General features: G+C 68.5%; 21 protein-coding genes. 9 read left to right on the forward strand and 12 right to left on the reverse strand.

Going from position 1 to position 21,728, the window contains the following annotated elements:
- Positions 1-194: 194 nt before the first annotated feature.
- Together CAP_RS00175 and CAP_RS53205 are read right to left on the reverse strand one after the other, a co-directional pair.
- The gene (locus CAP_RS00175; RefSeq protein WP_156040350.1) at positions 195-1,193 is read right to left on the reverse strand and encodes a lysylphosphatidylglycerol synthase transmembrane domain-containing protein; all 999 of its coding nucleotides are present in this window, start codon (positions 1,191-1,193) and stop codon (positions 195-197) included.
- 25 nt (positions 1,194-1,218) lie between these two features.
- A complete protein-coding gene (locus tag CAP_RS53205) occupies positions 1,219-1,416 on the reverse strand; it encodes a hypothetical protein (protein ID WP_231511002.1) in 198 nt (65 codons plus the stop codon).
- Between the two features lie 253 nt (positions 1,417-1,669).
- Between CAP_RS53205 and CAP_RS00180 the strand changes: the two genes are divergently transcribed.
- On the forward strand, positions 1,670-3,592 hold the full coding sequence (locus CAP_RS00180) for a MopE-related protein (RefSeq protein WP_197040924.1): 1,923 nt from the start codon (positions 1,670-1,672) through the stop codon (positions 3,590-3,592).
- A gap of 56 nt (positions 3,593-3,648) precedes the next feature.
- The gene (gene sixA / locus CAP_RS00185) at positions 3,649-4,272 is read left to right on the forward strand and encodes a phosphohistidine phosphatase SixA (protein ID WP_081864402.1); all 624 of its coding nucleotides are present in this window, start codon (positions 3,649-3,651) and stop codon (positions 4,270-4,272) included.
- Positions 4,273-4,277: 5 nt separating this feature from the next.
- Here sixA and CAP_RS00190 read toward each other — a convergent pair whose 3' ends face one another.
- The 4 genes from CAP_RS00190 to CAP_RS00205 all read right to left on the reverse strand — a co-directional run bounded on the left by CAP_RS00190 (position 4,278) and on the right by CAP_RS00205 (position 7,683).
- Positions 4,278-5,315: an AAA family ATPase gene (locus CAP_RS00190; protein ID WP_081864403.1), complete on the reverse strand. Its 1,038-nt coding sequence runs from the start codon at positions 5,313-5,315 to the stop codon at positions 4,278-4,280.
- A gap of 131 nt (positions 5,316-5,446) precedes the next feature.
- Positions 5,447-6,295, reverse strand: coding sequence for an RNA polymerase sigma factor (locus CAP_RS00195; protein WP_044234627.1), 849 nt, complete (start codon positions 6,293-6,295; stop codon positions 5,447-5,449).
- Between the two features lie 172 nt (positions 6,296-6,467).
- Positions 6,468-6,842 (reverse strand): Mpo1-like protein, encoded by a 375-nt coding sequence (locus tag CAP_RS00200; RefSeq protein ID WP_044234628.1) that lies wholly within the window; start codon positions 6,840-6,842, stop codon positions 6,468-6,470.
- Positions 6,843-6,891: 49 nt separating this feature from the next.
- Positions 6,892-7,683 carry an enoyl-CoA hydratase/isomerase family protein gene (locus CAP_RS00205; RefSeq protein ID WP_044234630.1) on the reverse strand — a complete coding sequence of 264 codons (792 nt, stop codon included), beginning with the start codon at positions 7,681-7,683 and terminating at the stop codon, positions 6,892-6,894.
- 86 nt (positions 7,684-7,769) lie between these two features.
- On the opposite strand from CAP_RS00205, the gene CAP_RS00210 reads away from it, so the two are divergent.
- The 5 genes from CAP_RS00210 (at position 7,770) to CAP_RS00230 (ending at position 13,851) form a co-directional block, all read left to right on the forward strand.
- Positions 7,770-8,036, forward strand: a complete 267-nt coding sequence (locus CAP_RS00210) for a phosphopantetheine-binding protein (protein WP_044234731.1) — start codon at positions 7,770-7,772, stop codon at positions 8,034-8,036.
- Between the two features lie 30 nt (positions 8,037-8,066).
- Positions 8,067-10,301, forward strand: a complete 2,235-nt coding sequence (locus CAP_RS00215; RefSeq protein WP_044234631.1) for a beta-ketoacyl-[acyl-carrier-protein] synthase family protein — start codon at positions 8,067-8,069, stop codon at positions 10,299-10,301.
- Positions 10,298-11,197, forward strand: coding sequence for a hypothetical protein (locus CAP_RS00220; protein WP_052373868.1), 900 nt, complete (start codon positions 10,298-10,300; stop codon positions 11,195-11,197). Before CAP_RS00215 ends, CAP_RS00220 begins: the two co-directional genes overlap by 4 nt.
- Entirely contained in the window at positions 11,194-13,170 is a 1,977-nt protein-coding gene (locus CAP_RS00225) for a beta-ketoacyl synthase N-terminal-like domain-containing protein (protein ID WP_044234632.1), read from the forward strand. The genes CAP_RS00220 and CAP_RS00225 overlap by 4 nt, the downstream gene beginning before the upstream one ends.
- Before the next feature lie 195 nt (positions 13,171-13,365).
- Positions 13,366-13,851 (forward strand): nuclear transport factor 2 family protein, encoded by a 486-nt coding sequence (locus CAP_RS00230; RefSeq protein WP_044234633.1) that lies wholly within the window; start codon positions 13,366-13,368, stop codon positions 13,849-13,851.
- 93 nt (positions 13,852-13,944) lie between these two features.
- Here CAP_RS00230 and CAP_RS00235 read toward each other — a convergent pair whose 3' ends face one another.
- From CAP_RS00235 to asnS, 4 genes are all read right to left on the reverse strand, one after another.
- Entirely contained in the window at positions 13,945-14,862 is a 918-nt protein-coding gene (locus CAP_RS00235; RefSeq protein ID WP_044234634.1) for a patatin-like phospholipase family protein, read from the reverse strand.
- A 41-nt stretch (positions 14,863-14,903) separates the two neighbouring features.
- Positions 14,904-15,539, reverse strand: a complete 636-nt coding sequence (locus CAP_RS00240; RefSeq protein WP_052373869.1) for a hypothetical protein — start codon at positions 15,537-15,539, stop codon at positions 14,904-14,906.
- 55 nt (positions 15,540-15,594) lie between these two features.
- Positions 15,595-16,431: a class II glutamine amidotransferase gene (locus CAP_RS00245; RefSeq protein WP_044234635.1), complete on the reverse strand. Its 837-nt coding sequence runs from the start codon at positions 16,429-16,431 to the stop codon at positions 15,595-15,597.
- 160 nt (positions 16,432-16,591) lie between these two features.
- Positions 16,592-17,938 carry an asparagine--tRNA ligase gene (gene asnS / locus CAP_RS00250; protein ID WP_044234638.1) on the reverse strand — a complete coding sequence of 449 codons (1,347 nt, stop codon included), beginning with the start codon at positions 17,936-17,938 and terminating at the stop codon, positions 16,592-16,594.
- 62 nt (positions 17,939-18,000) lie between these two features.
- Between asnS and CAP_RS00255 the strand changes: the two genes are divergently transcribed.
- Both CAP_RS00255 and CAP_RS00260 read left to right on the forward strand, forming a co-directional pair.
- Positions 18,001-18,825, forward strand: a complete 825-nt coding sequence (locus CAP_RS00255; protein WP_052373870.1) for a PDZ domain-containing protein — start codon at positions 18,001-18,003, stop codon at positions 18,823-18,825.
- A gap of 12 nt (positions 18,826-18,837) precedes the next feature.
- Entirely contained in the window at positions 18,838-19,350 is a 513-nt protein-coding gene (locus tag CAP_RS00260) for a TrmH family RNA methyltransferase (RefSeq protein ID WP_044234640.1), read from the forward strand.
- A 69-nt stretch (positions 19,351-19,419) separates the two neighbouring features.
- On the opposite strand, the gene groL is transcribed toward CAP_RS00260, so the two are convergent.
- Positions 19,420-21,051 carry a chaperonin GroEL gene (gene groL, locus CAP_RS00265; RefSeq protein ID WP_044234642.1) on the reverse strand — a complete coding sequence of 544 codons (1,632 nt, stop codon included), beginning with the start codon at positions 21,049-21,051 and terminating at the stop codon, positions 19,420-19,422.
- A 38-nt stretch (positions 21,052-21,089) separates the two neighbouring features.
- Positions 21,090-21,380, reverse strand: coding sequence for a co-chaperone GroES (groES, locus tag CAP_RS00270; protein ID WP_044234644.1), 291 nt, complete (start codon positions 21,378-21,380; stop codon positions 21,090-21,092).
- Positions 21,381-21,728 lie beyond the last annotated feature (348 nt).

A 21,728-nucleotide genomic window follows, 5' to 3' on the forward strand; every position in this document is an offset into this window, starting at 1 on the left:
TTCGATCGTTGCCATGGGATAACGGGCCGTGGTGTTGCAGCGATGTTGGTGTGGCTGCGGGCGCGCGGCGATCGCGCATCCTGATCGAGCGGGGCCATCCCGCTCCGGCGGCACTCTATATCAACCCCTGAGGAAAGCGTCTTTTCTGGCGTGCTCCTTTGTTCCACGAAGAAGCCTCATCAGCGAAGATCTCGTCAAGGCTTGGCTCCCCCGTCGTTCGGGGGGGCGGCATCGGCATTCATCTGGGGATACCGCAGCCTGAGCGCGCCGAGCGCCACGAAGCCCACCGCGACCGCAAACCACAGCGTCGCGAACCGGATGAGCAGCATGGCCGCGGTCGCAGTTGCGCTCGGTACACCGCCCAGGTGCGCCATCTGCTCCTCGAGCAGCTTGTCCGTCACGCCGAGACCTCCAGGAAGGGGGACCAGCGCGCCGGCAAGGGTCGCCGTGGCATAGAAGAAGGCCGTCAGCGACAGCGGGGGCCGAACCGAGAATCCGCCGAGGATCACCCACAGTCCGAGCCCCTCTAGCCCCCATGCGCCGATGGACAGGATGGTCGGCCAGATGAGTTTCGAAGGTGCGGTGAGCCCCCGCAGCCCGTGCAGCGCCACGGCGATCTTGGGTCCGATGCGTGCCGCGAGCCGCCCCAGAGGTCCGGGCAAAAGCGTCAAGGCGCGGAGTAGCCCGTCCGACACCTTGGTGGACGCGACGACCATCAGGAGCACTCCGACCACGATCGCGCCGAGGGTCGCCCAGAGCGCGCCGCCAGGGAAGCTGATGCTTCCTACGGTGATGATCACGATCACCCCGATGAGATCGGTGACGCGCTCGGCAACGACAATCGGCGCCGTACGCGCGATGGGGATACCCCTCGTCTGCTGGAGGATGACCGACTTGAAGACCTCACCGACCTTGCCTGGCGTCACTGTCAGCACGAAGCCGGACAGGAAGGTCAGCAAGCTCTCTCCCTTGGGAATCCCGCGCACGTCGAGGTGCGCGAGGTAGTACTCCCACTTCAGGAATCGGAGCAGGTAGTTCGTGAAGGCGAGCCCGCACGCTGCAGCGAAGGTCCACCACGCATAGGTCTGGAGGCTCACGCTGATCTGGGTGAGCCCTCGCGAGAGGATGATCACCCCGTAGACCGCGATCCCCAGCAACATCACCACCACAAGGCGGCGTCCAAGCTTGCTCACGGGGTCCCTTCGGCTCCGCTCATCATCATGACCGCTTCGGAGAGCCGCTCTCGTCCCGGCCCTCGGAGCGCTTCAACGCGCGACGCGCTCGGAAGCCCAGAAAGAGCAGTGCCCCGAGCAGCACGGCAGCTCCCAGCGCGGCGATGGACCAGGGAGGCGCGGGGTAGCGGCCTCGCTGGAGCCCTTCAGGGGGCCGTTCCTGCTGGAGCTGCAGCAATCTCACGCCGTCGGGTGGTTACACGGTGCTGCAACGCCGGGCAACTTGTCGCTCGCACTGTGAGGGGCTCCGCTGATTCCACAGGAAGAGCGAGAGGCGGTCCGGAATTTGCCCTGAAGTGCTTTTTTCCCGGCAATATCTCCTGACGAGCATGACCCGTAGTGGTCCTGCTCGGGTTGGCCAGGGTCGGCGTACCATCGCGAGTGAAGCCGGCGAGGGGTCGGGTGAGATGACGCTCCGGAACGCACAAGGTGGGATCATGCTGGGCTCTTCGATGCGGATCGCGGTGCTGGGCCTTGGGGCGATCATGGGCCTCAGCCTCGCCATGGGGGCATGCGGTCGCACCGGGCTGAACGCGCTCGACCTGAACGCAGGCGGTGGTGGTTCCACTGCAACGGACACGACGAGCACCTTGAGCGGAGGCGGGGACGGAGGCGGGGGCGCAGGCGGGGAGGGCGGCGGCGCCCCTTGTGGCGGACCGACGGACTGCGACGACCGTGACGCATGCACGACGGACACCTGCGCTGAAGGCTCCTGCCAGTACCGCCCCCGGGATGACGACGGCGATGGTCACGCTCCCCTGACGTGCGGCGGCGGAGACTGCAACGACTTCAACCCTTCGGTCTTCCCTGGTGCAGCCGAGATCTGCACGGACGCCGCAGACAACAACTGCGACGGCGTGGCGGACTGCTTCGACCCTGCCTGCGACAGCGCGCCCCTCTGTGGATGCACACCTTCCCCGATGGGCGAGAACTGCGGCAACGGCGTGGATGATGACTGCGACACCATCGTCGATTGCTTCGACAGCGATTGCGCGGGGACCCAGACGTGCGGTTGCTCCGCAAGCGAAGCGGGCAAGTGCGGGAACGGCTTCGACGACGACTGCGACCAGGCGTTCGACTGCTCGGACTCGGACTGCTTCTCGGACCCGTCGTGCCAGTGCCAGGCTCAGACCGAGAACTGCGGAAACCAGACCGACGACGACTGCGACCTGCGCATCGACTGCGCCGATCCAGACTGCGCTGGCTTCTTCCCCTGTACATGCGTCCCTCCTGGCGTCCCCGAGGTCTGCGCGGACGGTGTGGACAACGACTGCGACGGCCTCGTGGATTGCGCCGATGCGCAGTGCTTCTCGTCTCTCTCCTGCCAGAACTGCGTGCCCGAGATCTGCAACGACGGCATCGACAACAACTGTGATGGCAGGATCGACTGCGCCGACACCGCCTGCTTCTTCGCGCCAAACTGCGCGCCGCTCCCGGAGCAGTGCAACAACGGCCTCGACGACGACAACGACACGCTGATCGACTGCCAGGACCCGGACTGCGCCAACAACCCGTTCTGCGTCCTCCAGCAAGCGAACTGCCTCTCTCCCAAGCTGATTCCGGGGAGCGGGACGTACACGGGCGACACCACGGGCCACATCAGCGAGACGAAGGGTGTGTGCGGCGGCGACGCGGGAGAGGCGGTGTTCTACTTCATCCTCACCACGCCCTCCCGTGTCGAACTCGACTCCATCGGCACGAGCTTCGACTCGACGCTCTACGTGCGCACCGGCGCGTGCAACTCCGGCGCGGAGATCGGCTGCGACGACGACAGCGCCGGGAGCAACTGGGCCGCGAGGCTCCTGTTCAACATCCTCTACCCGGGCACTTACTACGTCTTCCTGGACGGCTACACCATCGACCAGAGCGGCGGCGCGAACGAAGGGCCCTTCGCGCTCAACGTCCAGATCACGCCGAACCCTCCCGAGATCTGTGATGACGGCATTGACAACGATGGCGATGTCTACGTCGACTGCGCCGATCCGGACTGCGTCACCACGGGGGCTTGCCTCAACTGCGCCAACGGCGCTGCACCTGGGCCGGAGTTCGGGGTCGCCGCATGCACGGATGGCATCGACAACGACTGTGACGGGACCACGGATTGCGGCGACGACGACTGCAGCGCGAGCGACTACTACGTGACCGAGTGCTGCAACGGCGCGGACGAGAACGGCAACGGCATCCCCGACGACTTCAACTGTCGTTGCGTGTCCAATGCAGACTGCCCTGGAGGGCAGATCTGCTACACGCACACCGCACACGCGTGCGGGATCCCCTGCGGTTCTTATTTCGGTGAAGTCTGCCCCTTCGTCGCAGCCGGATCGTTCTGCAGCGGGGTGACCGGCCAGTGCGAGTTCTGACGGCACGCCCCTTCCGGCCTCCCCTCTGAGCGCTGCCTGGGCTACGTTGTGCCTCCATGGAAATCTTGATCGTGCGCCATGGGCAAGCTGCGGATGACGCTCCGGGCCTTGGCGACAGCGGGCGCTGGCTGACGGCCAAAGGGCGGAAGACCACGAGACAAGTCGCCCGCTGGCTCGCCAAGCGCAAGAGTCGCCGCCCTGCCGTCATCTGGACGAGTCCACTGGTTCGCGCCGTGCAAACGGCAGAGATCCTCGCCGAGGCAGCAGCGCTCACTGGCGATGTCTCGGTGGCATCCGAACTCTCCCCTGGGCGCGACCCGGCGGACCTTCTGCGCCTTCTGTCGGGCTACCGCGACCCGGACCCTCTGGTCCTCGTCGGTCACGAGCCCATGCTTTCTGCGCTGGTCACCTCTCTCGTCGGCGAAGCCACGTGGTCGGGCAGTGCTCAAAGCACGGATGGCGAACCCCAGCCCAAGCTGCGGAAGAGCGGGGTCGCCGCGCTGAGCTGGGATGGCCGAGGGTCAGCGACCCTTCGCTTCGTCTTCGACCCCAAGGAGATGTCGCTGGTGGGCCGGGTCAGCGAGCCCTCTCCGTCGGCTCCCCGAAAGCCCAAGCGCAAGAAAGGGGAGACGAAAGCCAGCGCGCCCTCCGAGGCGCGCACGACCGAGGCACAAGACTGAACGATCTACCTTTGCGCCGAGGCGCGCTCGACGGCCCTGAGCACGTCCACGTCACGCACCCCATCGGCTTCCGCCCGATAAGACAGCACGATCCGGTGGCGAAGCGCTGGCACGATCAGCGCTCGCACATCGTCGACGTCGGCGGCCGCTTCGCCGCGCAGCGCCGCACGCGCCTTCGCAGCGAGCACCAGAGCCTGGCTCCCGCGTGGACCTGCCCCGTATCGCACGTAATCGCGCACCTCGGGAGCGACCTTCTCTGCACCAGGCCTGGTCGCCCGCACCGTGCGTACAGCCAGATCGACCGCCTCGTCTGTCACAGGGATCCGGGGCACGAACTGACCGATGGCCCTTACCTCCCAGGCGTGGAGCACGGGCTTGATCTCCGGCGACTTACCCGACGTCGTGCGCCTCGCCACTTCGCGCTCGTCGTTCTCACTCGGGTAGCCCACGTGGATCTCGAGCAGAAAGCGATCGAGCTGCGCTTCGGGGAGGGGATATGTGCCTTCCTGCTCGATCGGGTTTCGTGTGGCGAAGACCTGAAAAGGGTCAGGGAGCGGGTGCGTCGTCGTCCCCACGGTCACCTTGCGCTCCTGCATCGCTTCGAGCAGCGCCGCCTGGGTCTTCGGCGGTGTCCTGTTCACCTCGTCGGCGAGGACGAGGTTGTGGAAGATCGGGCCCGGCTGAAATCGGAGGCTCCGTGTTCCATGCTGCTCGTGCAGCACATCGGTCCCCGTGATGTCGGCGGGTAGGAGATCCGGCGTGAACTGAACGCGCCCGAAGCTCAGATCCAGAGCTTTCGCGAGGGAAGCGACCAGCAACGTCTTCGCCAGCCCCGGGACGCCGACGAGGAGGGCATGACCCCGCGCAGCCAGCGTGGTGAGCATCGAGTCGACCACGTCGTCTTGCCCCACCACGGCTTCTGCCACAGCTTGCCGGAGACGCTTTGCTGCGTCAGCCGTGCGCTCGAGAAGCTCGGCGTCTGACAGGTCGCCCATCTCGCCAGGAACACCTGCGCCGGAACTCTGGGATGCCTGATCGCTCATGCTTGCAGGGCTCGTACCTCGCGAGCGACCTCACGACAAGCGCAGCAATCACCCATGGTCCCTGGCCCTCGCGTCCGCCGTGCCCCCCCACCCCCCCGCCCTGAAACTTCGAGCGGGCTCCCGGGGGGCACTCACGCGAGAGCTACCATCTCCCGCTCTTGAGCTTTCAAGAGCGCCTGCCCGTCTACGATCTGTCGCCGGAGTGCGCTCCAGAGCGCAACGCGCAGCCCCTCGGGTACATCGGGGATGACGCGCGCTTCCCGCAGCAGGGTATCGGGCGACAGCCCGACGCGCCGCTCCGACGCTGTGAGGAGGTCCGCGGGAGAGAGGGCACGGCGCTGCTCCGCGTTCAACCGCTTCACGGCCATGCGAAAATCCTGACGGGCGAGGCGAAGCCGAGAGCGTACCGTCGCCTCATTGATCTGCAGCTCAAGCGCGATCTCGGAAGGAGGAATCTCCAGCAGATCAGCCATGACCAGGATGACCCGCCGCTCTGCGCTCAGCCGCTCCAGGAGGGCCGAGACGAGCCGGGTCCGTTGCTCCAGCGCGACGATCTGCTCCGAGTTCGGACCTGCGTCTGGCTGTACGAGGGGCCAGCTGGCGCCCGCGCCTGCAGTGACCTCACGACGTCGATGGGCACGTTCGCGGTAATGGCTGGCCTGGCGCCGAGCAATTCCGAAGAGCCAGCACTTCAAGGGGTCGTGCTGCCCCCGCGAGATGGACGTGCGAGGACCACTGCCCGCTGTTGCTGGAGTGCCTTCGGGGCGTAGCTGTTCTCGCGAGGGAGCGCGCTCCGGATCGAACCGAGGGAGCGCGCGATAGGCAGCGAGCATGACCTCCTGGAGGACGTCATCCAGGTCTTGCTCTGCGACGCCCAGCCACCGGAGGCTCTGTCTGACGAATGCGACACTGGCGCTGTAGACGGTATCGAACTCCGGGATGAGCAGTTGCCGCTGTTGTTCGAGAGGTCGGCAAGCCATGGTTGAACGAACGTTCAGTTACCACGTCGCTCCCCCTCTGTCTTCCCCTACCCACCCCTCTCCTCATTTCCATCCGCCGCTCCGTTCGCCCCGTTCGTCGTTCGTGAGTCATGGTGTCCCACACGTCATGGGAGACTGACCAGCGGCAAGCGTTTGCGAGCGGCGTGATGCGTCAGCCCGGGGAGGCGCCCGTGCCTACCTCTTCGTAGGTGGTCGTGGAGAGGATGTTGTCCACCTCTTCGTCCATCTTTCCCTGCACGATCTTCGACCACATCACGAAATCGGCCTGGAGCGACCATCCGGGATACTTGAACGACGCCGGCCGATTCCCTTCCACGAAGAAATGCGAGACCCAGGCGGGCCCGTAACCGACGAGGGGCACGAGCGCCAGAAGGCTCCGCTTCCTGAGCAGCAATCCGGCTGCGAGGCATCCTACCGCCGCGGTCGTCCCGACGAAGTGCATCAGCCGTGTTTCTTTCTTGGCGTGCTCCCGGACGTACACGGGCCAGAATTCCTTGAAAGAGTGGATCGGTTGGTCAGTAATCATCGTCGAGGTTTTCCTTCGGCGCGCCCCCGTGGCGAACCACAAGATTCAATCATTTCCCCTGAAAGCTCGGCTTTCGTTTCTCCACGTACGCAGCAAGTCCTTCGCGCGCATCCTCCGAGGCGAAGAGTTCGGCCTGCAGCTCGCGCTCGAGGGCCAGCCCCTGCTCCAGGCCCACTTCCAGACCGGTCTGGACAGCGCGCTTGATCCGTCCCACTGCGAGCGCGGCGCGACCAGGCGGCGCGAACCCGCGAGCGTACTCGAGGACGCGCTTCATGAAATCCTGGTGTGAAGGCGTGTCCCATACCTCGTTGAGGAGGCCGTAGCCCTGCGCTGCGTCGAAGTCGAACGTCTTCCCTTCGCACATCATCTGGATGGCGCGCGAACCGCCCACCGCACGCGCGAGCCTCTGGGTGCCTCCAGTTCCCGGAAGGACCCCCAGCGCCACCTCCGGAAGCCCGATTTTGCCGGCCCCGCGCCGCCCGATGCGGAGGTCACAGGCCAGCGCGATCTCCAGTCCTCCGCCGACCGTGTGACCGTTCAGGGCAGCGATGCAGAGCTTGGGTGTGTGCTCGAGCCGGCTGAGCGTCTCGTTGGCATGCAGGCAGAAGTAATATTTGAAGGTCGGATCGGCCTCCCGCAGCATGCCGATGTTCGCGCCAGCGCAGAAGAATTTCTCCCCCTGCCCCGTGATGACGAGCACGTGCACATCGGCGTCGAAGCGCGCCTTGAGGATGGCCGCATCGAGCTCCTTCATCATCTCGTGCGTGTAAGTGTTGGCCGGTGGATCGCTCAGCGTGAGCAGCGCGACACCCTCTGAGGCAGCGTAGTCGACGAGGGCCATGACCGACTCTTTACCAAAGTGAAGGAAAAAGTGCTGCCCCCTGGCGAGGTGGCGGGAAACTGTGATACCTCGCGGGGCAAGTGCTCATGAGTGACCAGGAAGTGCGGCAGCAGCTCAAGGAGCTCATGGTCTCGGAGCTGAACCTGGAAGGGAAGAAGCCGGAAGACATCGAGGATGCTTCGCCGCTGTTCGGTGAGGGCCTCGGGCTCGACTCTCTCGACGCACTGCAGCTCGCGATGTCCATCGAAGAGCGCTTCGGGGTTCGCATTCCGGAAGGTGACGAGGCGCGCCCCATCTTCGCCTCGGTGAATACCCTGGTGGAGCACATCGTGAAATCGAAGGCATCGGCCTGAGCCGGGGAGCCCGAGGAGAGCCAGGCGGCGGTGCGTATCTGGGTGACGGGCATCGGGGTGGTCTCGCCCCTCGCGCGCGGCGCAGCGGCCACCATGGAGCGCCTCGTCGCGGGTGACCGCGCCTTCGCGCAACTCTCCTCGTTCGAGATCCCCGAAGCTCGGGCTCGCATCGCCGCGGAGGTCGCGGGGCTGCGCGCGGCAGACGTGGCGCCTCCAGGCGAAGACGAGGGGTGGTCACGCACGGACGCCATGGCCGTGCTCGCCGCGCGTGAAGCGCTGGAGCAGGCAGGTCTCGAACCGCGTCATGCCGACATCGACCTCGCGGTTGGAGGCACCACCGCGGGCATGTTCGAGACCGAGGAGCTCCTCGCCTGGCTCTCGCGCGATCCGGCCGCGATCACCCCCCTGAAGCGGATGCTCTCGCATCCCCTTTCGTCGACGGCGGACCATGTCCGCGCCGCCCTCGGTCCGTTCCGCCGGGTCAGGAGCATCTGCAGCGCCTGTTCGAGCGGGGCAAACGCCATCCTTCTCGGTGCCGCGTGGATTCGCGCCGGCCTGTCCCGGCGGGTCCTCGCGGGTGGCGCGGATGGCCTTTGCCGCCTGACCTATACCGGCTTCGGCGCCCTCGGCGCGCTCGATCCTGGCCCGTGTCGTCCCTTCGACCGACGCCGCGTCGGCCTGAACCTCGGGGAGGGTGCCGCATTCCTCCTCCTCGAGCCCGAGCACGAGGCCCGCGCCCGTGGTGCCGAGCCGATCGTGGAGCTGCGCGGTGGCGCCATCGGCGCCGAGGCTCACCACATCACCAACCCGGAGCGGGAAGGCACAGCCGCCTCGCGGGTGATGCACGACGCCCTCCGCCGCGCTGGCCTCACCCCGGCCGACATCGACTACGTCAACGCGCACGGCACCGCGACGCCCCTGAACGACGCCATGGAATCTGCGGCCCTGCGCCGTTGCCTCGGCGCCGACATCGACCGGGTGCCGGTCTCCTCCTCGAAGGGCCAGATCGGGCACACCCTCGGCGCGGCTGGCGCGATCGAGGCTGCCATCACCAGCATGGCGGTGGCGCGTGGCATCATCCCGCCCACCGTGGGCCTCGAAGAGGTCGATCCTGCCTGCGAGCTCGTGCACGTCACCAGGGCGCGTGAGGCAAACCTCCGCGCGGCCATGTCGAACTCCTTTGGCTTCGGCGGGACCGATACCGTTCTCATCGTCGCCCAGCCCGAACAGTTCCCGCCGCCTCCCGGTGCCGCTCCCGTGCGTCGCTCCGTCGTGGTCACCGCCGCGGCGACGGTCGGCCCTCTCGGCGTCCTCGGATCGCACGGCTCGGACGCTTACCTCGGCCCAGGGAGCGCGCCCCTTGAGCAAGGCATCGACTTCAAACCTGGTGACCACCTCGATCTCGCGCGGGCCCGCCGGCTCGACCGCGCAGGGCGCCTCACGACAGTGGCCATCCAGACTGCCCTCGACGACGCCGGCCTCGGCGAAGCCGCGCGCGCCGAGCCCGCCCTGAGAAGCGGCGCGGAGATCGGCGCCATCGTCGGCGCCTCGTTCGGCAGCGTGGACGCCTCCACGGCGTACATGCGCCGCATCTACGACAAGGGCGCCAAGTACGCGAGCCCTGCCGACTTCCCGAACCTCGTGCCCTCGTCCCCCGTGGGGCACGCCTCGATCTACCTGGGGCTGCGCGGCCCCGTGTTCGCCACCACCGATCTCGGCGCCACCGCCGAGTCGGCCATGAGCACCGCCATCGAGCTCATCGTCGCGGGTGACGCCACCATCATGGCCGCTGGCAGCGTCGAGGAGGCGAGCCCCATGATCGAACGCTGCCTGGGGCCGGTGTGCTCGGGCATCGTCGACCGCGGTGTACGCGGTGAGGGCGCCTCCGTGCTCGTCTTCGAAAATGAAGAGCGCGCCCACGAGCGTGGCGCCCGGCCTCTCGCGCGCGTCGCGTGGTGGAGCGCGTGGCGCGGTGACGGCGTCCACGCCCTGAGCGACGCCCCGCCGCCTGACGGCGCGTCGTCCTGCGTGTTCCTCGGCCGCGAAGAGCCCAGGAATGCTCTCTGCCTCGCAGGCTCCCGCTGGGCGGACATCCCCCGCCGCGTCATGGCGCCGCGTGTGGGCGATCATGAGGGCGCTGGCGGCTTCGCGGCAGCCGCGGCCGTTGCAGCGATCATGCGCGGAGACCTCTCCAGCGCGCTCGTCCTGGGTGGCGCTCCGGATCGCGGGTACGCCATCCTGCTCGTCGCACCTGGTCGCGCGTGAACTCCACGCGATCCCCGTCGGCTGCGTGGCGCTCCCGCTCCCGGGCGGCGCTCCCGCCCCTCCTCCTCGCCGCCCTCGTGTCTCTCGGCGGCCTCACGGCCTGCTCCACGAACCTTCCTCCGCGCACGGCCCTCGAAGACGAGTTCTCCGCGCTCCTGCCAGAAGGCGCTCACCTCGGCCGCGCCGACGTCACCACCCCTCCGTCGGCGGACGCATGGCGCTCCGCCCGGGAACGCCTCCACGCTCTCCGCGCCGAGGCACAGGGTCTCTCCGCGCGCACCCTCCGCGTGCGCTTCATGCTCCGCGAGCCGCGCTCCGGGCGTGTGCTCGAAGCCCGCGGCGCCGTCGCCATCAATCCCATGCTCGACCCCGACAGCGCGGGCCAAACGCCCGGCGCCCTGCGCATGATCCTGCTCGGACCTGGCGGCACCACGGCGCTCGATCTCTGGACGCGCGGCAACGCCTACCGCTTCGCGCTCCCTGCGCTCGACCTCCTCCTCCGCGGCGACGCCACCGCGGAGACCGAACGACCGCGCGGCCTCCCCGTGGACTTCCTCCGCTGGTGGCTCCTCCGCCCTGCCTCGGGCGATCTGGTCTGGTACGAGCGCGCCGGAGCGACCGACGTCTACGTCCTCCGTGACGGCGACGCCACGATCGAACTCCTCGCCCGCCAGGGCGGCGCCATCGCCGCGCGGCGAAGCACCTTCCGGAAGGTGGGAGCGCAGCACCTCCGCGACGAGGAGATCGTGATCGCCGACCGCATGGGCTGCGGCACTGTGCGCTACGGCCAGTCCTCCACCGGCCTGCTCGCCACCATCCACTGCGAGGACGAAGCGCGCACCGCGCCCAACCCGCGGGCCTTCGAGGACCCCGACGCACAGCCCACCGCCCCATGAGCGACGCCTGCGCCATCGCTGTCGGAGCCATCTCCGCGCTCGGCCTCGGGCGCGACGCCTACGCTGGCCCCCTCGCCGGCGAACCCCCCCGCGTCGCCCTTGCCGAGGACCCAGCGCTCGCCGCCGCGGGCTTGCAACGCCCCTCCTCCGGCCGCGCCCCTGCCGACCTCGGCACCCCCCCGAGCTCCGACCGCGCCACGGACCTCCTCCTCGCCGCCCTCGCTCAGACCCTCGCCTCCCTCGACCTTGTCCGGCCCGGCTTCCGCGCCGAGCGCCTCGGCATCGTCCTCGGTACCTCCAGCGGCGGCATGCTCACCTCCGAGCGCTACTTCGCCGCGCTCGAACGTGGCGCCCCTGACGACGAACTCGCCCCCCTCGCCCGGGGCGCCCCCTACTTCGCCCCCTTCAACGCCGCCCTCGCCGCGCTCGGCCTCGACCACGTCCCCCGCAAGACACAGATCCTCGCCGCCTGCGCCTCGTCCACCGTCTCCATCGGCCTCGCCCTCCGCTGGCTCGACCGCGGCGCCTGCGACCTCGTCCTCGCCGGCGGCTACGACGCGCTGAGCGTCTTCGTCGCTGCGGGCTTCGAGGCCCTCCGCGCCACCACCCCCACCCGCCCCCGCCCCTTTCGCGTGGGCCGCGACGGCATGTCTGTCGGCGAGGGCGCCGCCGTGCTCGCCCTCGTCCCTTCCCACCACACCCGTGGCGCCCCGGTCCTCGCCCGCATCGCTGGCTTCGGCGCCTCCACCGACGCGGTCCACATCACCGCCCCCGACCGTACGGGCTCCGGCCTCGCCCGCGCGGCCACCCGCGCCCTCTCCGACGCCGCCTGTTCTCCCACCTCGGTCGGTCTCGTCAGCGCGCACGCCACCGCCACCCCCTACAACGACGCCATGGAGTCGCGCGCCATCCACAGCGCGCTTCGCCTCCCGACCCCCTCACTCACCGCGGCGCCCCCTCCCACCGCCGCGCCTCTTCCCACCGCCGCGCCTCTTCCCACCGCCGCGCCTCCTTGCGCCAATCTGCCCGTCGTCCACCCCTTCAAGGCCCAGATCGGCCACACCCTCGGCGCTGCAGGCGCCATCGAGACGCTCGCCGCCGCCGACGCGCTCGCCACCACCACCGCACCTCCCGCCGCCTCCGAGGGCGACCTCGACCCGGAGGCCCCTGCGCTCCTCCTCGAACGCGCCGAGCATCGCCCCCTCGCCGCCGCCCTCAAGCTCTCGGCAGCCTTCGGTGGCGCCAACGCCGCGCTCTTGCTCTCGGCGTCTCCCAGCGCCCGCCGCCCCCCACCCCTCCGGCCCGTGCACCTGCGCGCGCACGCCCACATCGCTGACTACGACCGCGACGCCCTCTCTGTGGCCACGGGCGTCGCGCGCGATCGCCTCGCCCGCCTCGACGACCTCTCCCGCCTCGGCCTCGCCGCTGTCGCCGCCCTTGCCGCCGACCTCGGGCGTGAAGCGCTCCGCGGCGCCGGCATCGTCGCCGGCCACGCCCTCGCGACCATCGACACCAACGACACCTACCACGCCCGCCTGCGCCAGCGCGGCGCCCGCTTCGTCGATCCCCGCCTCTTCCCCGCCACGTCGCCGAACGCCATCGCGGGCGAGTGCGCCATCGTCTACCAGCTCACTGGCCCGAGCTTCGCGACCAGCGCTGGCCTTGGGGGTGCCCTCGAAGCCCTCCTCGCCGCCTCCGAGCTCATCGCTGCGGGCGACGCTGACCGCATGATCGTGGTCGCCGCCGACGACGACGGCCCTGTCGGCCGTCGCCTCCTCGCGCTCACCGACCCCCTCGGCCGCCTCCCCACCCGCGGCGCCGTCGCCCTCTTCCTCCAGACGGATCCCGAAGGATCCACACCCCTGCGCCGCGTCGACCTCGACACCCCCATCCACCACGACGGCCCCGTGGGCCACCTCGCCCTCCTCCACTGGCTCCGTGCTGCGTATGCGTACCCCGGCTCGGGGGCGTAGCACTCCGCTCCCCAACCTCGTCCCGGGACCTTGCCGAGGCGATCTGCGGAGCAACCAGGGGTAGCGACCATCGGGAGCGCAGGGGCCGACAGGCCCCTGAGCCAGGGTACGCAGTACCCTTGCGGTGGCCGGGAATCATCTGGCAAGGTCCCCCCTGGAATCTGCAAGCCACCTCGAAGGTTTCGACTGCCGCGTATGGTCCACCGTCTCACCAAGGTCGCCGCACCGCTCTTCCTCCTCGCGTCCGCCGCCCTTGGCGGGTGCAGCACCCACTACATCCCCAACACGGATGTCGAGGACTCGGAGGACAACCGCAAGATCGTCGCCTTCTGCGAGAAGTACCGGCGCGCCGTCGAAACCAAGAACATCGGAGGGCTTCTGCAGCTCGCCTCCCCCCAGTACTACGAGGATGGCGGCAACACCGACGCCGCCGACGACCTCGATTACGAGGGCCTGCGCGGGTACCTCTCCGGCAAGTTCCAGGACGCGCGCTCCATCCGCTACGAGATCCGCTACCGCCGCGTGACGATGGCCGAGGACGTCGTCTTCGTCGACTACACCTTCAGCGCCAGCTACCGCATCCCCGGCCCCAAGGGCGATGAGTGGCGCCACAAGGTCGACGACAACCGCCTGGAGCTCGTCCCCTACCGCGACGACTTCCGCATCATCGCTGGCATGTAGCGCCGCAAGAGCTGACCGAAAGCGTCGCGAGTGCTCCGCGGCCAGGGAGGCCGACCGACGACGCGGGGCGCAGCAGCTTCCCTGGTCGGCCCTTCAGTTCAGGGCCTTGCGCGGCGTGAGGGGACCGTCGAAGACGCCCTTCTCCTTCGCCATCGCGAGCACGCGCAGCGCGGTCCGGTAGCCGCGCATCACCAGCGGGCGCGCCGCGAACCGGTTCATGTAGCCGTAGGCGCCCACGGCGGGGGCCACGTCGAGGAACGTCACGTTCGGGTAGATCTTCGACAGCAGCTCCACCCCGCGCCGCTCCTTCTCTGCGAGCAGGATGTTCAGCGACTGCCGCAGCACCCCCAGCGGACCGCTCCGCGCCAGCGAGCGCTCCGACTCCGACCGCTCCTCGGGCCGGTAGATGTTCGAGATGATCACCACCCGCGCGCCTGCGGCCACGGCCAGATCGGCGGACAGGGTCCGGATCACCTCTCCGCTCAGAAAGTAGCGGTTGCCGATGCGGTACGGCCGGAACAGCCCCGGGATGCAGCAGCTCGCGGCCACGGCCTGGCTCACCGGCACCGTCTCCTCGAACCCCGGCCCGAACACCACCCGCTCTGCGGTGTCCACGTCCACGGCCGTCACGTACACCGCCTGCGGGATCTGCCGGAAATCGTTGATCGGCAGCGTCCTCCGCACGTAGCGCTCCAGCTTGTCGATGGAGAACATCCCCGACAGCAGGTAGCTCGGATCGAACAGATCCTTCAGCCCCGGGCTCCCGAGGAACGTCGACGCGTAGAGCCGTGGGCCCTTGTGACGCCGGCGCCACGGCAGCCGGTACGCATCGAGCATCACGTCGAGCGGGATGTCCTGCCCGTAGGTCGCCGACACCAGCGCCCCGGCGCCGGCGCCCACGTAGATCTCCGGGTGGATGCCCAGCTCCTCACAGGCTTTCAGCACGCCGAGGTGGGTCAGCCCCCTCGCCGCTCCTCCGGAGCTCACGAACGCAACTTTGAAGCGGCTCATGGGAGGGCGATGATGATGGATACCTACCCCCCTGGCAAAGCCTACTGGAGCTGAAAGTCCTCCAGCACCCGGTACACGCGGAAGCGCGTCCCGTCTCGGCGCAGCCAGAACAGAAGCTCGTCGCCGAGGAGCCTCTCGGCGCCCACCCGCGCCGTGATGATCGGCACCCGCACCAGCACGTCATCGTCGTCGAGCGTCTGGGTCTGAATCCCCGGGTGAGGTGGCACCTCGATCGCGTCCTCGGCCCGGTAGATCTCCACCTCCGACGCCCGGTAGATCGTCTCTCCTGCGAGCTTGCCGTAGTCCAGCCGCCGGAACCGTTGCTCCCAGAGCGGCCCCAGAGCCGGCGTCTGCCCACCCTGGTTGATCGTGCTCGGCACCACGACGAGCGCGTCGCGCGTGAGCATGGCGCTCAGCCCATCGCTGTCTTCCTGCACCACCCGCCGGAAGAAGTCCGCCACGGTGCTCACGGCGACGTTCACCCCGAGCGGCGCCTGCAGCGTCACCAGCCCCTCGCCGACCTCAGCGCGGCCCACTGCGGGGGGCGGCTCGCTGGCTGGATCGAGCGCCACTCCATCCGGACGGCGGCGCTCCTCCGGAAGCTCGGCGGACGTCGCGTAACCCGTCCCCGCGCCGTGCCCGCATCCCGAGGCCAGCGCCACGGCCCACGCCATCATCGCCAGCGCTATCGCGCGCACACCGTCGCGCGGCGCGTGGACAGGGGCTCGGGCTTCAGATCGGATCGACTGCAGGGGCATCACCGCGCGTGAACGTCACGATCGCACGCTCGTTCACCGCGGTCCATCCGGGCGGCGGCCGATCGTCCTCGAAGTCCGACGCCACCACGGTGAGCCGGCTCCCGGCGAGGTCTGGCAGCCGCGTCCTTCCGAGCCCCGCGTCGCCATAGAGCCGCTCCAGGTCCTGGCGCCCCTCGAACACCCGGTAGGCCATCAAGGGGCCCCGGTGCACCGCGAGCAGGTACTCCGGGTTCGAGAGCAGGATGTTCATCGCCGCCGGCCCGGCACCCTCCTCGGCGCAGAGCCGGTCCACCAGCGCGAGGCTCGACAGGAGCGCCGTGCGCGCGCTCGCCGCGTCCACGCTCGGCCTGTCGAGCTGACCGCTGTCGTGCAGGAACGAGAGGAAGAGGTGGAACAAGAGCTCGCTGTCCGTCTCGCCCTGCACGTCGCGCTGCAGGAACACCGGCAGCGACTCGCGCATCCGCGTCCGCAGCTTGGTGAACGCCTCCACCGTCCCCGTGTGCGCGAACAGCCACTGCCGGTACCGGAACGGGTGCGTGTTCTCGGTGCGCAGGCTCCCCACGGTCGCCTTGCGGATGTGCGCGATCAGGATGTCGGCGCGCAGGTTCGCCGTCATCTCGACGAGGCTCACCTCGGGCCGATCGTCGAGGGGCCGCCGCTTCAGCAGGATCTCCCCGCCCTGGTAGAACCCGACGCCCCACCCCGGGACCACGTCTGTCTTCTTGCGGACGGCGAAGGGGCGCCCCTCCATGTGGAGAGCACGCGCGCCGAGATCGGGACGATTACCGATGAAGCCGACGAGACGAGCCATGGGTGACCTCGGAGGGTTGGCGGGGCGTGGGCGGATGAGAGCAAGCGACCCGGGAGGGAACGGTCCGCCGCTCATCTTCTTTTTGAAAGGGGTTGGACCGGAGTGCAACCGATCCCGCGACGAAGCAGGAAGAACCTGCGTCCGTGCTGCCTGGGAGGAATTACGGGGACAGCCGGTTCAGCATGCGCGGGAAGGGGATCGTCTCTCGAACGTGAGGCAGGCCGCAGAGCCACGCGACCGTCCGCTCCACCCCGAGCCCGAAGCCGGCGTGGGGGAACGACCCGTAGCGCCTCAGGTCAAGATACCATTCGAACGCTTCGCGAGGCAGCTTGTGGGCCTCGATTCCTGCCTCGACGGTGGCGAGATCGTCCTCGCGTTGCCCGCCGCCGATGACCTCGCCGTAACCCTCCGGCGCGAGCACGTCGACGCAGAGCGCCAAGCGCGGATCCGAGGGATCCTTCTTCATGTAGAACGCCTTCACCTCGGCGGGGTAACGGTGGACCATCACCGGGCGGTCGTAGCGGCTCGAGATCACGGTCTCGTCCTCGGCCCCGAAGTCCTCTCCCCAGGGGAAGTCCCGGACCTCCTCGGCCCCCGGCTCTCCCGAGCGCCGCTTCTCGGCCCGCGCCTCGTTCAGGATCTTCACGGCCTCGTCGTACTGGATGCGCGGGAACGGCTTCTTCACCGACTCCAGCTTGCTCACGTCCCGCTCCAGGATGGCCAGCTCGGGCCGGCGGTGCTCGAGCACGCGCGCCACGATGAAGCAGATGAAGTCTTCGGCGAGGTCCATGTCCCCCGCGAGATCCATGAAGGCCACCTCGGGCTCGACCATCCAGAACTCGGACAGGTGCCGCCGCGTCTTCGACTTCTCCGCGCGGAACGTGGGCCCGAAGCAGTACGCCTTCCCGAACGCCGCGGCGGCCGCCTCCATGTAGAGCTGCCCCGACTGGGTGAGGTACGCCTTGTCGCCGTGGTAGTCCGTCTCGAAGAGCGTGCTGGTCCCCTCGCAGGCGTTCGGCGTGAAGATCGGCGCGTCCACCAGGGTGAACCCGCGGTCGTCGAAGAAGTCGCGGATCGCCTGGATGATGGTGTGACGCACCCGGATGATCGCGTGCTGACGCCGCGACCTCAGCCAGAGGTGCCGGTGGTCCATCAGGAAGTCGGTCCCGTGCTCCTTCGGTGAGATCGGGTACTCCCCCTGGGTCAGCGCGAGCACCCGGAAGTCCTTCACCGCGACCTCGAACACCCCGGGCCGCTTCGGGTGGGCCTTCACCTCACCCACGATCTCGATCGAGCTCTCCTGCGAGACCCGGTCTGCCGACGCGAACAGCTCGGGGCTCACGTCGTTCTTCCCCATCACACACTGGACCGAGCCGGCGCCGTCGCGCAGCTCCAGGAAGTGGACCTTGCCGCTGGAGCGCCTGTTGTAGAGCCAGCCGCGGAGGGTGACCTGCTGGCCAACATGCTCGGACAGAGCGCTGGTGGTGATCATGGGGGCATCCTGCATGCGCCGCGAATAGCATGGATTTGTTGCGGACGAAGCGCACTCCGGCCAAAAATGGGCCCACCGTGGCCCTCTCCCCGAACGTCCGCCAGCGGACGCGCCTCGGCGCGCTGCTCCTCCTCGCGCTGACCACCTTCACCGGCTGTCCAGCCGTCTACCCCGAGCTGGGTACCCGCCTCCGCGCGCCTGCGCCGGGGCAGGTGCTCGACCCCCCGCCGCCCGAGGACATGCGGTGGATCAAGTTCCTCTCCGGCAACGTCCCCGAGCGCACCCGTGACGGCCGCACCTGGGGTGCTGGCGCGGGCAGCCTTCCCGACCCCTACGCCCGCCTCCTCCTCAACGGCAAGGAGGTCCTCCGCACCAACCCCCAGTCCGACACCCTCGAACCCACCTGGCCGGGCAGCCCCGCCGGCAACTTCGTCGTGAAGCCCGAGGATCACCTCCGCGTCGAGATGTGGGACTCGAACGCCCTCAACGACAAGCCCATCGGCATCCGCGACTTCCGTCCCAGCGCGGACCAGATCTCCCTCGGCCGCGTCCCCATCGAGCTCGAAGGTGGCGCCCGCGTGGAGATCGCCTTCGAGCCGGCCCACGCTCAGGTCGGCCTCGGCCTCTGGTACGAGCTGCGCACCAGCTCCATCTACATCACCCGCACCTCCCCGAGCGGCCCTGCCGAGCGCGCGGGCGTCCAGCGCGACGACCAGATCCTCGCCATCGGCGGCCGCGAGGTCCGCAAGATGACCACCAACCAGGTGCGCAGCGCCTTCAACGCCGTCCCCCTCACCGGCATCGTCCTCCTGCTCAAGCACCCTGCGGGCTCCACCGAGACCGTCACCGTCACCGAGGGCCCCATCTACCCGACCTTCGAGCAGGTCGGCCCCCTGCCGTAGACCGGATCGCTCGTGAAGATCTCCTCCTTCGGCCTCAGCACCGCGGAGATCCGCGAGGAGCTCGCCCCGCTCCGGAGCGACTTCTCCATCGCCATCTGCCGCGCCAAGAACCCCTTCAACATCGGCGCGATCATCCGCACCGCCCACTCCTTCCTCGCGAAGGAGATCTTCCTCATCGGCAGCGAGCCCTATTACGAGCGCGCCGCCATGGGCATGCAGAAGTACGAGAACATCGTCGAGCACCCCGACGAGGCGACCTTCCTCGCCGCCGTCGCGGGCCGCCACCTCATCGGCGTCGAGCGCGACCACGCCCGCCAGACCCTCTGGGAGTCACCCTTCCCGTCGGGCCTGGTGTTCCTCTTCGGCAGCGAGAACGACGGCCTCTCCCCCGAGCTGCTCGTCGCCTGCCACGACGTCATCGCCATCCCGATGTACGGGATCAACCACTCGTACCCGGTGGCGATCGCCGCCGGCATGATCATGTGCGAGTGGGCCCGCCGCAAAGACCCCCGCGCCCGCGCCTGACCCACAAAAAGAAAGAGGGGACCGCTCTCGCGATCCCCTCTCGTCTCAGCGGTTCAGCTCAGCCGTCGATCAAAAGTCGTGGCTGTGGCCGGCGTGACCGCCGCCGCCGCCTGCGGCCTTCTCGTCCTTGGGCCGCTCGGCGATGAGCGCCTCGGTGGTGAGCATCAGGCTCGCCACGCTCGCTGCGTTCTGCAGGGCGGAGCGGACCACCTTCACCGGGTCGATGACGCCCATGGCGAGCAGGTCGCCGTACTCGCCGCTCGCGGCGTTGTACCCGAACGAGTCCTTCCCCTCGCGGACCTTCTGGACCACGATCGAGCCTTCCTCGCCCGCGTTCGCCGTGATCTGGCGGAGCGGTTCCTCGATGGCGCGGCGGATGATGTTCACGCCGAACCGCTGCTCGTCGGTGACCTTGAGGCCCTCAAGCGCGCCCTGGGCGCGGATGAGTGCCACGCCGCCGCCGGCGACGATGCCCTCTTCCACGGCCGCGCGCGTCGCGTGCAGTGCGTCCTCGACGCGGGCCTTCTTCTCCTTCATCTCGGTCTCGGTCGCTGCGCCGACCTTCACCACCGCGACGCCGCCGACGAGCTTCGCCAGGCGCTCCTGGAGCTTCTCGCGGTCGTAGTCGCTGCTGGTGTTCTCGATCTGGGCGCGGATCTCGGCCTGGCGGGCCTTGAGCTTGTCCTTCTTGCCGCCGCCGCCGACGATCGTGGTGTTGTCCTTGTCGATGAGGACGGTCTTCGCCTTGCCGAGATCGCTGATGGTGACGTTCTCGAGCTTGAGGCCGAGCTCCTCCGCGATCACCTGGCCGTCGGTCAGGATCGCGATGTCCTTCAGCATCTCCTTGCGGCGATCACCGAAGCCGGGGGCCTTCACGGCGGCGCAGTGCAGCGTGCCGCGGAGCTTGTTCACGACCAGGGTCGCGAGCGCCTCGCCCTCGATGTCCTCGGCGATGATGAGGAGCTGCTTCTGGCTCTTCGCGATCGCCTCGAGGACCGGGAGGAGGTCCTTCATGTTGGAGATCTTCTTCTCCGAGATGAGGATGAAGCAGTCCTCCATCACCACCTTCATGGCCTCGGGATCGGTCACGAAGTAGGGGCTCAGGTAGCCGCGGTCGAACTGCATGCCCTCGACCACGTCGAGCGTCGTCTCGGCGCTCTTCGCCTCCTCGACCGTGATCACGCCCTCCTTGCCGACCTTCTCCATCGCGTCGGCGAGGAGCTTGCCGATGGTCTCGTCGCCGTTGGCGCTGATGGTGCCGACCTGCGCGATCTCCTTCGCGTCCTTGGTCTGCTTCGCGGAGGCCTTGAGGTGCTCCACGATCGCCTCGACCGCCTTGTCGACGCCGCGCTTGATCTCCATCGGGTTGTGGCCCGCGGCGACGAGCTTGGAGCCCTCGCGGTAGATCGCCTGGGCGAGCACGGTGGCGGTGGTGGTGCCGTCGCCGGCCACGTCGCTGGTCTTCGACGCGACCTCGCGCACCATCTGCGCGCCCATGTTCTCGAAGCGGTTCTCGAGCTCGATCTCCTTGGCGACGGTCACGCCGTCCTTGGTGACCGTGGGCGAGCCGAAGCTCTTCTCGATGACGACGTTGCGGCCCTTGGGGCCGAGGGTGACCTTGACCGCATCGGCCAGCGCGTTCACGCCGGCGAGGATCAAGCTGCGAGCGGCTTCGTTGTAGAAGATTTCTTTGGCTGCCATAGTCGTTCTCTCCTTCTAGATCTCTGTCGCTCGCGAACTCAGCGCTCGATCACGCCGAGGATGTCGTCCTCGCGGAGGATGAGGTGCTCCTCGCCGTCGACCTTCACCTCGGTGCCCGAGTACTTCCCGAAGAGGATGCGGTCGCCCTCCTTGAGGTCGAGCTTCCGGGTGGTGCCGTCCTCGAGGACCTTGCCGTTGCCCACGGCGACCACGATCGCCTCGATGGGCTTCTCCTTGGCCGTGTCGGGGATGATGATGCCCCCCTTGGTCTTCTCTTCTTCCTTGATGCGCTTGACGATCACGCGGTCCTGGAGCGGACGGATCTTCATGGTGCGAGTCCTCCGAGGGCGTCGAATCCGGCGACCCTCTGTCAGAGCGAGGCCGCCGTCGGCGCCCGGATGAGCCCAGGCGGACGTAGCGAACCCCGCGATGACCGTGGTTTGGGTGGGTTGCTAGCACTCGCCGTTTGTGAGTGCTAGCTGCGGCCGGCAACTTAGTCAGTCGACATGGGCTGTCAAGCGGGGGGGGAGGCGGGATCTCGGCTCCGAGCCCCGCCGCCTTGGTCCCCGCCCGTCAAAGAGGGGCAGGGAAACGTCCAGGCTGTCCTCATGTGAGAAGGAAGAGAGGTCCGAACGTTCCGAGGCGTCTTCCTTCCAGAAGGGAAGCAGGGGGGAACG

Origin of the sequence: Chondromyces apiculatus DSM 436, from assembly GCF_000601485.1 — a bacterium.
Classification (GTDB): domain Bacteria; phylum Myxococcota_A; class Polyangia; order Polyangiales; family Polyangiaceae; genus Chondromyces; species Chondromyces apiculatus.

What these genes read in the sequence shown, in the direction of transcription:
- CAP_RS00200 (WP_044234628.1), bottom strand. Translation starts at nt 6,842, where the DNA reads ATGATTACTGACCAACCGATCCACTCTTTCAAGGAATTCTGGCCCGTG.
- CAP_RS00235 (WP_044234634.1), bottom strand. Translation starts at nt 14,862, where the DNA reads ATGAGCCGCTTCAAAGTTGCGTTCGTGAGCTCCGGAGGAGCGGCGAGG.
- CAP_RS00225 (WP_044234632.1), top strand. Translation starts at nt 11,194, where the DNA reads ATGAGCGACGCCTGCGCCATCGCTGTCGGAGCCATCTCCGCGCTCGGC.
- asnS (WP_044234638.1), bottom strand. Translation starts at nt 17,938, where the DNA reads ATGCAGGATGCCCCCATGATCACCACCAGCGCTCTGTCCGAGCATGTT.
- CAP_RS00230 (WP_044234633.1), top strand. Translation starts at nt 13,366, where the DNA reads ATGGTCCACCGTCTCACCAAGGTCGCCGCACCGCTCTTCCTCCTCGCG.
- CAP_RS00180 (WP_197040924.1), top strand. Translation starts at nt 1,670, where the DNA reads ATGCTGGGCTCTTCGATGCGGATCGCGGTGCTGGGCCTTGGGGCGATC.
- CAP_RS00240 (WP_052373869.1), bottom strand. Translation starts at nt 15,539, where the DNA reads ATGATGGCGTGGGCCGTGGCGCTGGCCTCGGGATGCGGGCACGGCGCG.
- CAP_RS00195 (WP_044234627.1), bottom strand. Translation starts at nt 6,295, where the DNA reads ATGGCTTGCCGACCTCTCGAACAACAGCGGCAACTGCTCATCCCGGAG.
- CAP_RS00245 (WP_044234635.1), bottom strand. Translation starts at nt 16,431, where the DNA reads ATGGCTCGTCTCGTCGGCTTCATCGGTAATCGTCCCGATCTCGGCGCG.
- CAP_RS00210 (WP_044234731.1), top strand. Translation starts at nt 7,770, where the DNA reads ATGAGTGACCAGGAAGTGCGGCAGCAGCTCAAGGAGCTCATGGTCTCG.
- CAP_RS00205 (WP_044234630.1), bottom strand. Translation starts at nt 7,683, where the DNA reads ATGGCCCTCGTCGACTACGCTGCCTCAGAGGGTGTCGCGCTGCTCACG.
- CAP_RS00190 (WP_081864403.1), bottom strand. Translation starts at nt 5,315, where the DNA reads ATGAGCGATCAGGCATCCCAGAGTTCCGGCGCAGGTGTTCCTGGCGAG.
- groL (WP_044234642.1), bottom strand. Translation starts at nt 21,051, where the DNA reads ATGGCAGCCAAAGAAATCTTCTACAACGAAGCCGCTCGCAGCTTGATC.
- groES (WP_044234644.1), bottom strand. Translation starts at nt 21,380, where the DNA reads ATGAAGATCCGTCCGCTCCAGGACCGCGTGATCGTCAAGCGCATCAAG.
- sixA (WP_081864402.1), top strand. Translation starts at nt 3,649, where the DNA reads ATGGAAATCTTGATCGTGCGCCATGGGCAAGCTGCGGATGACGCTCCG.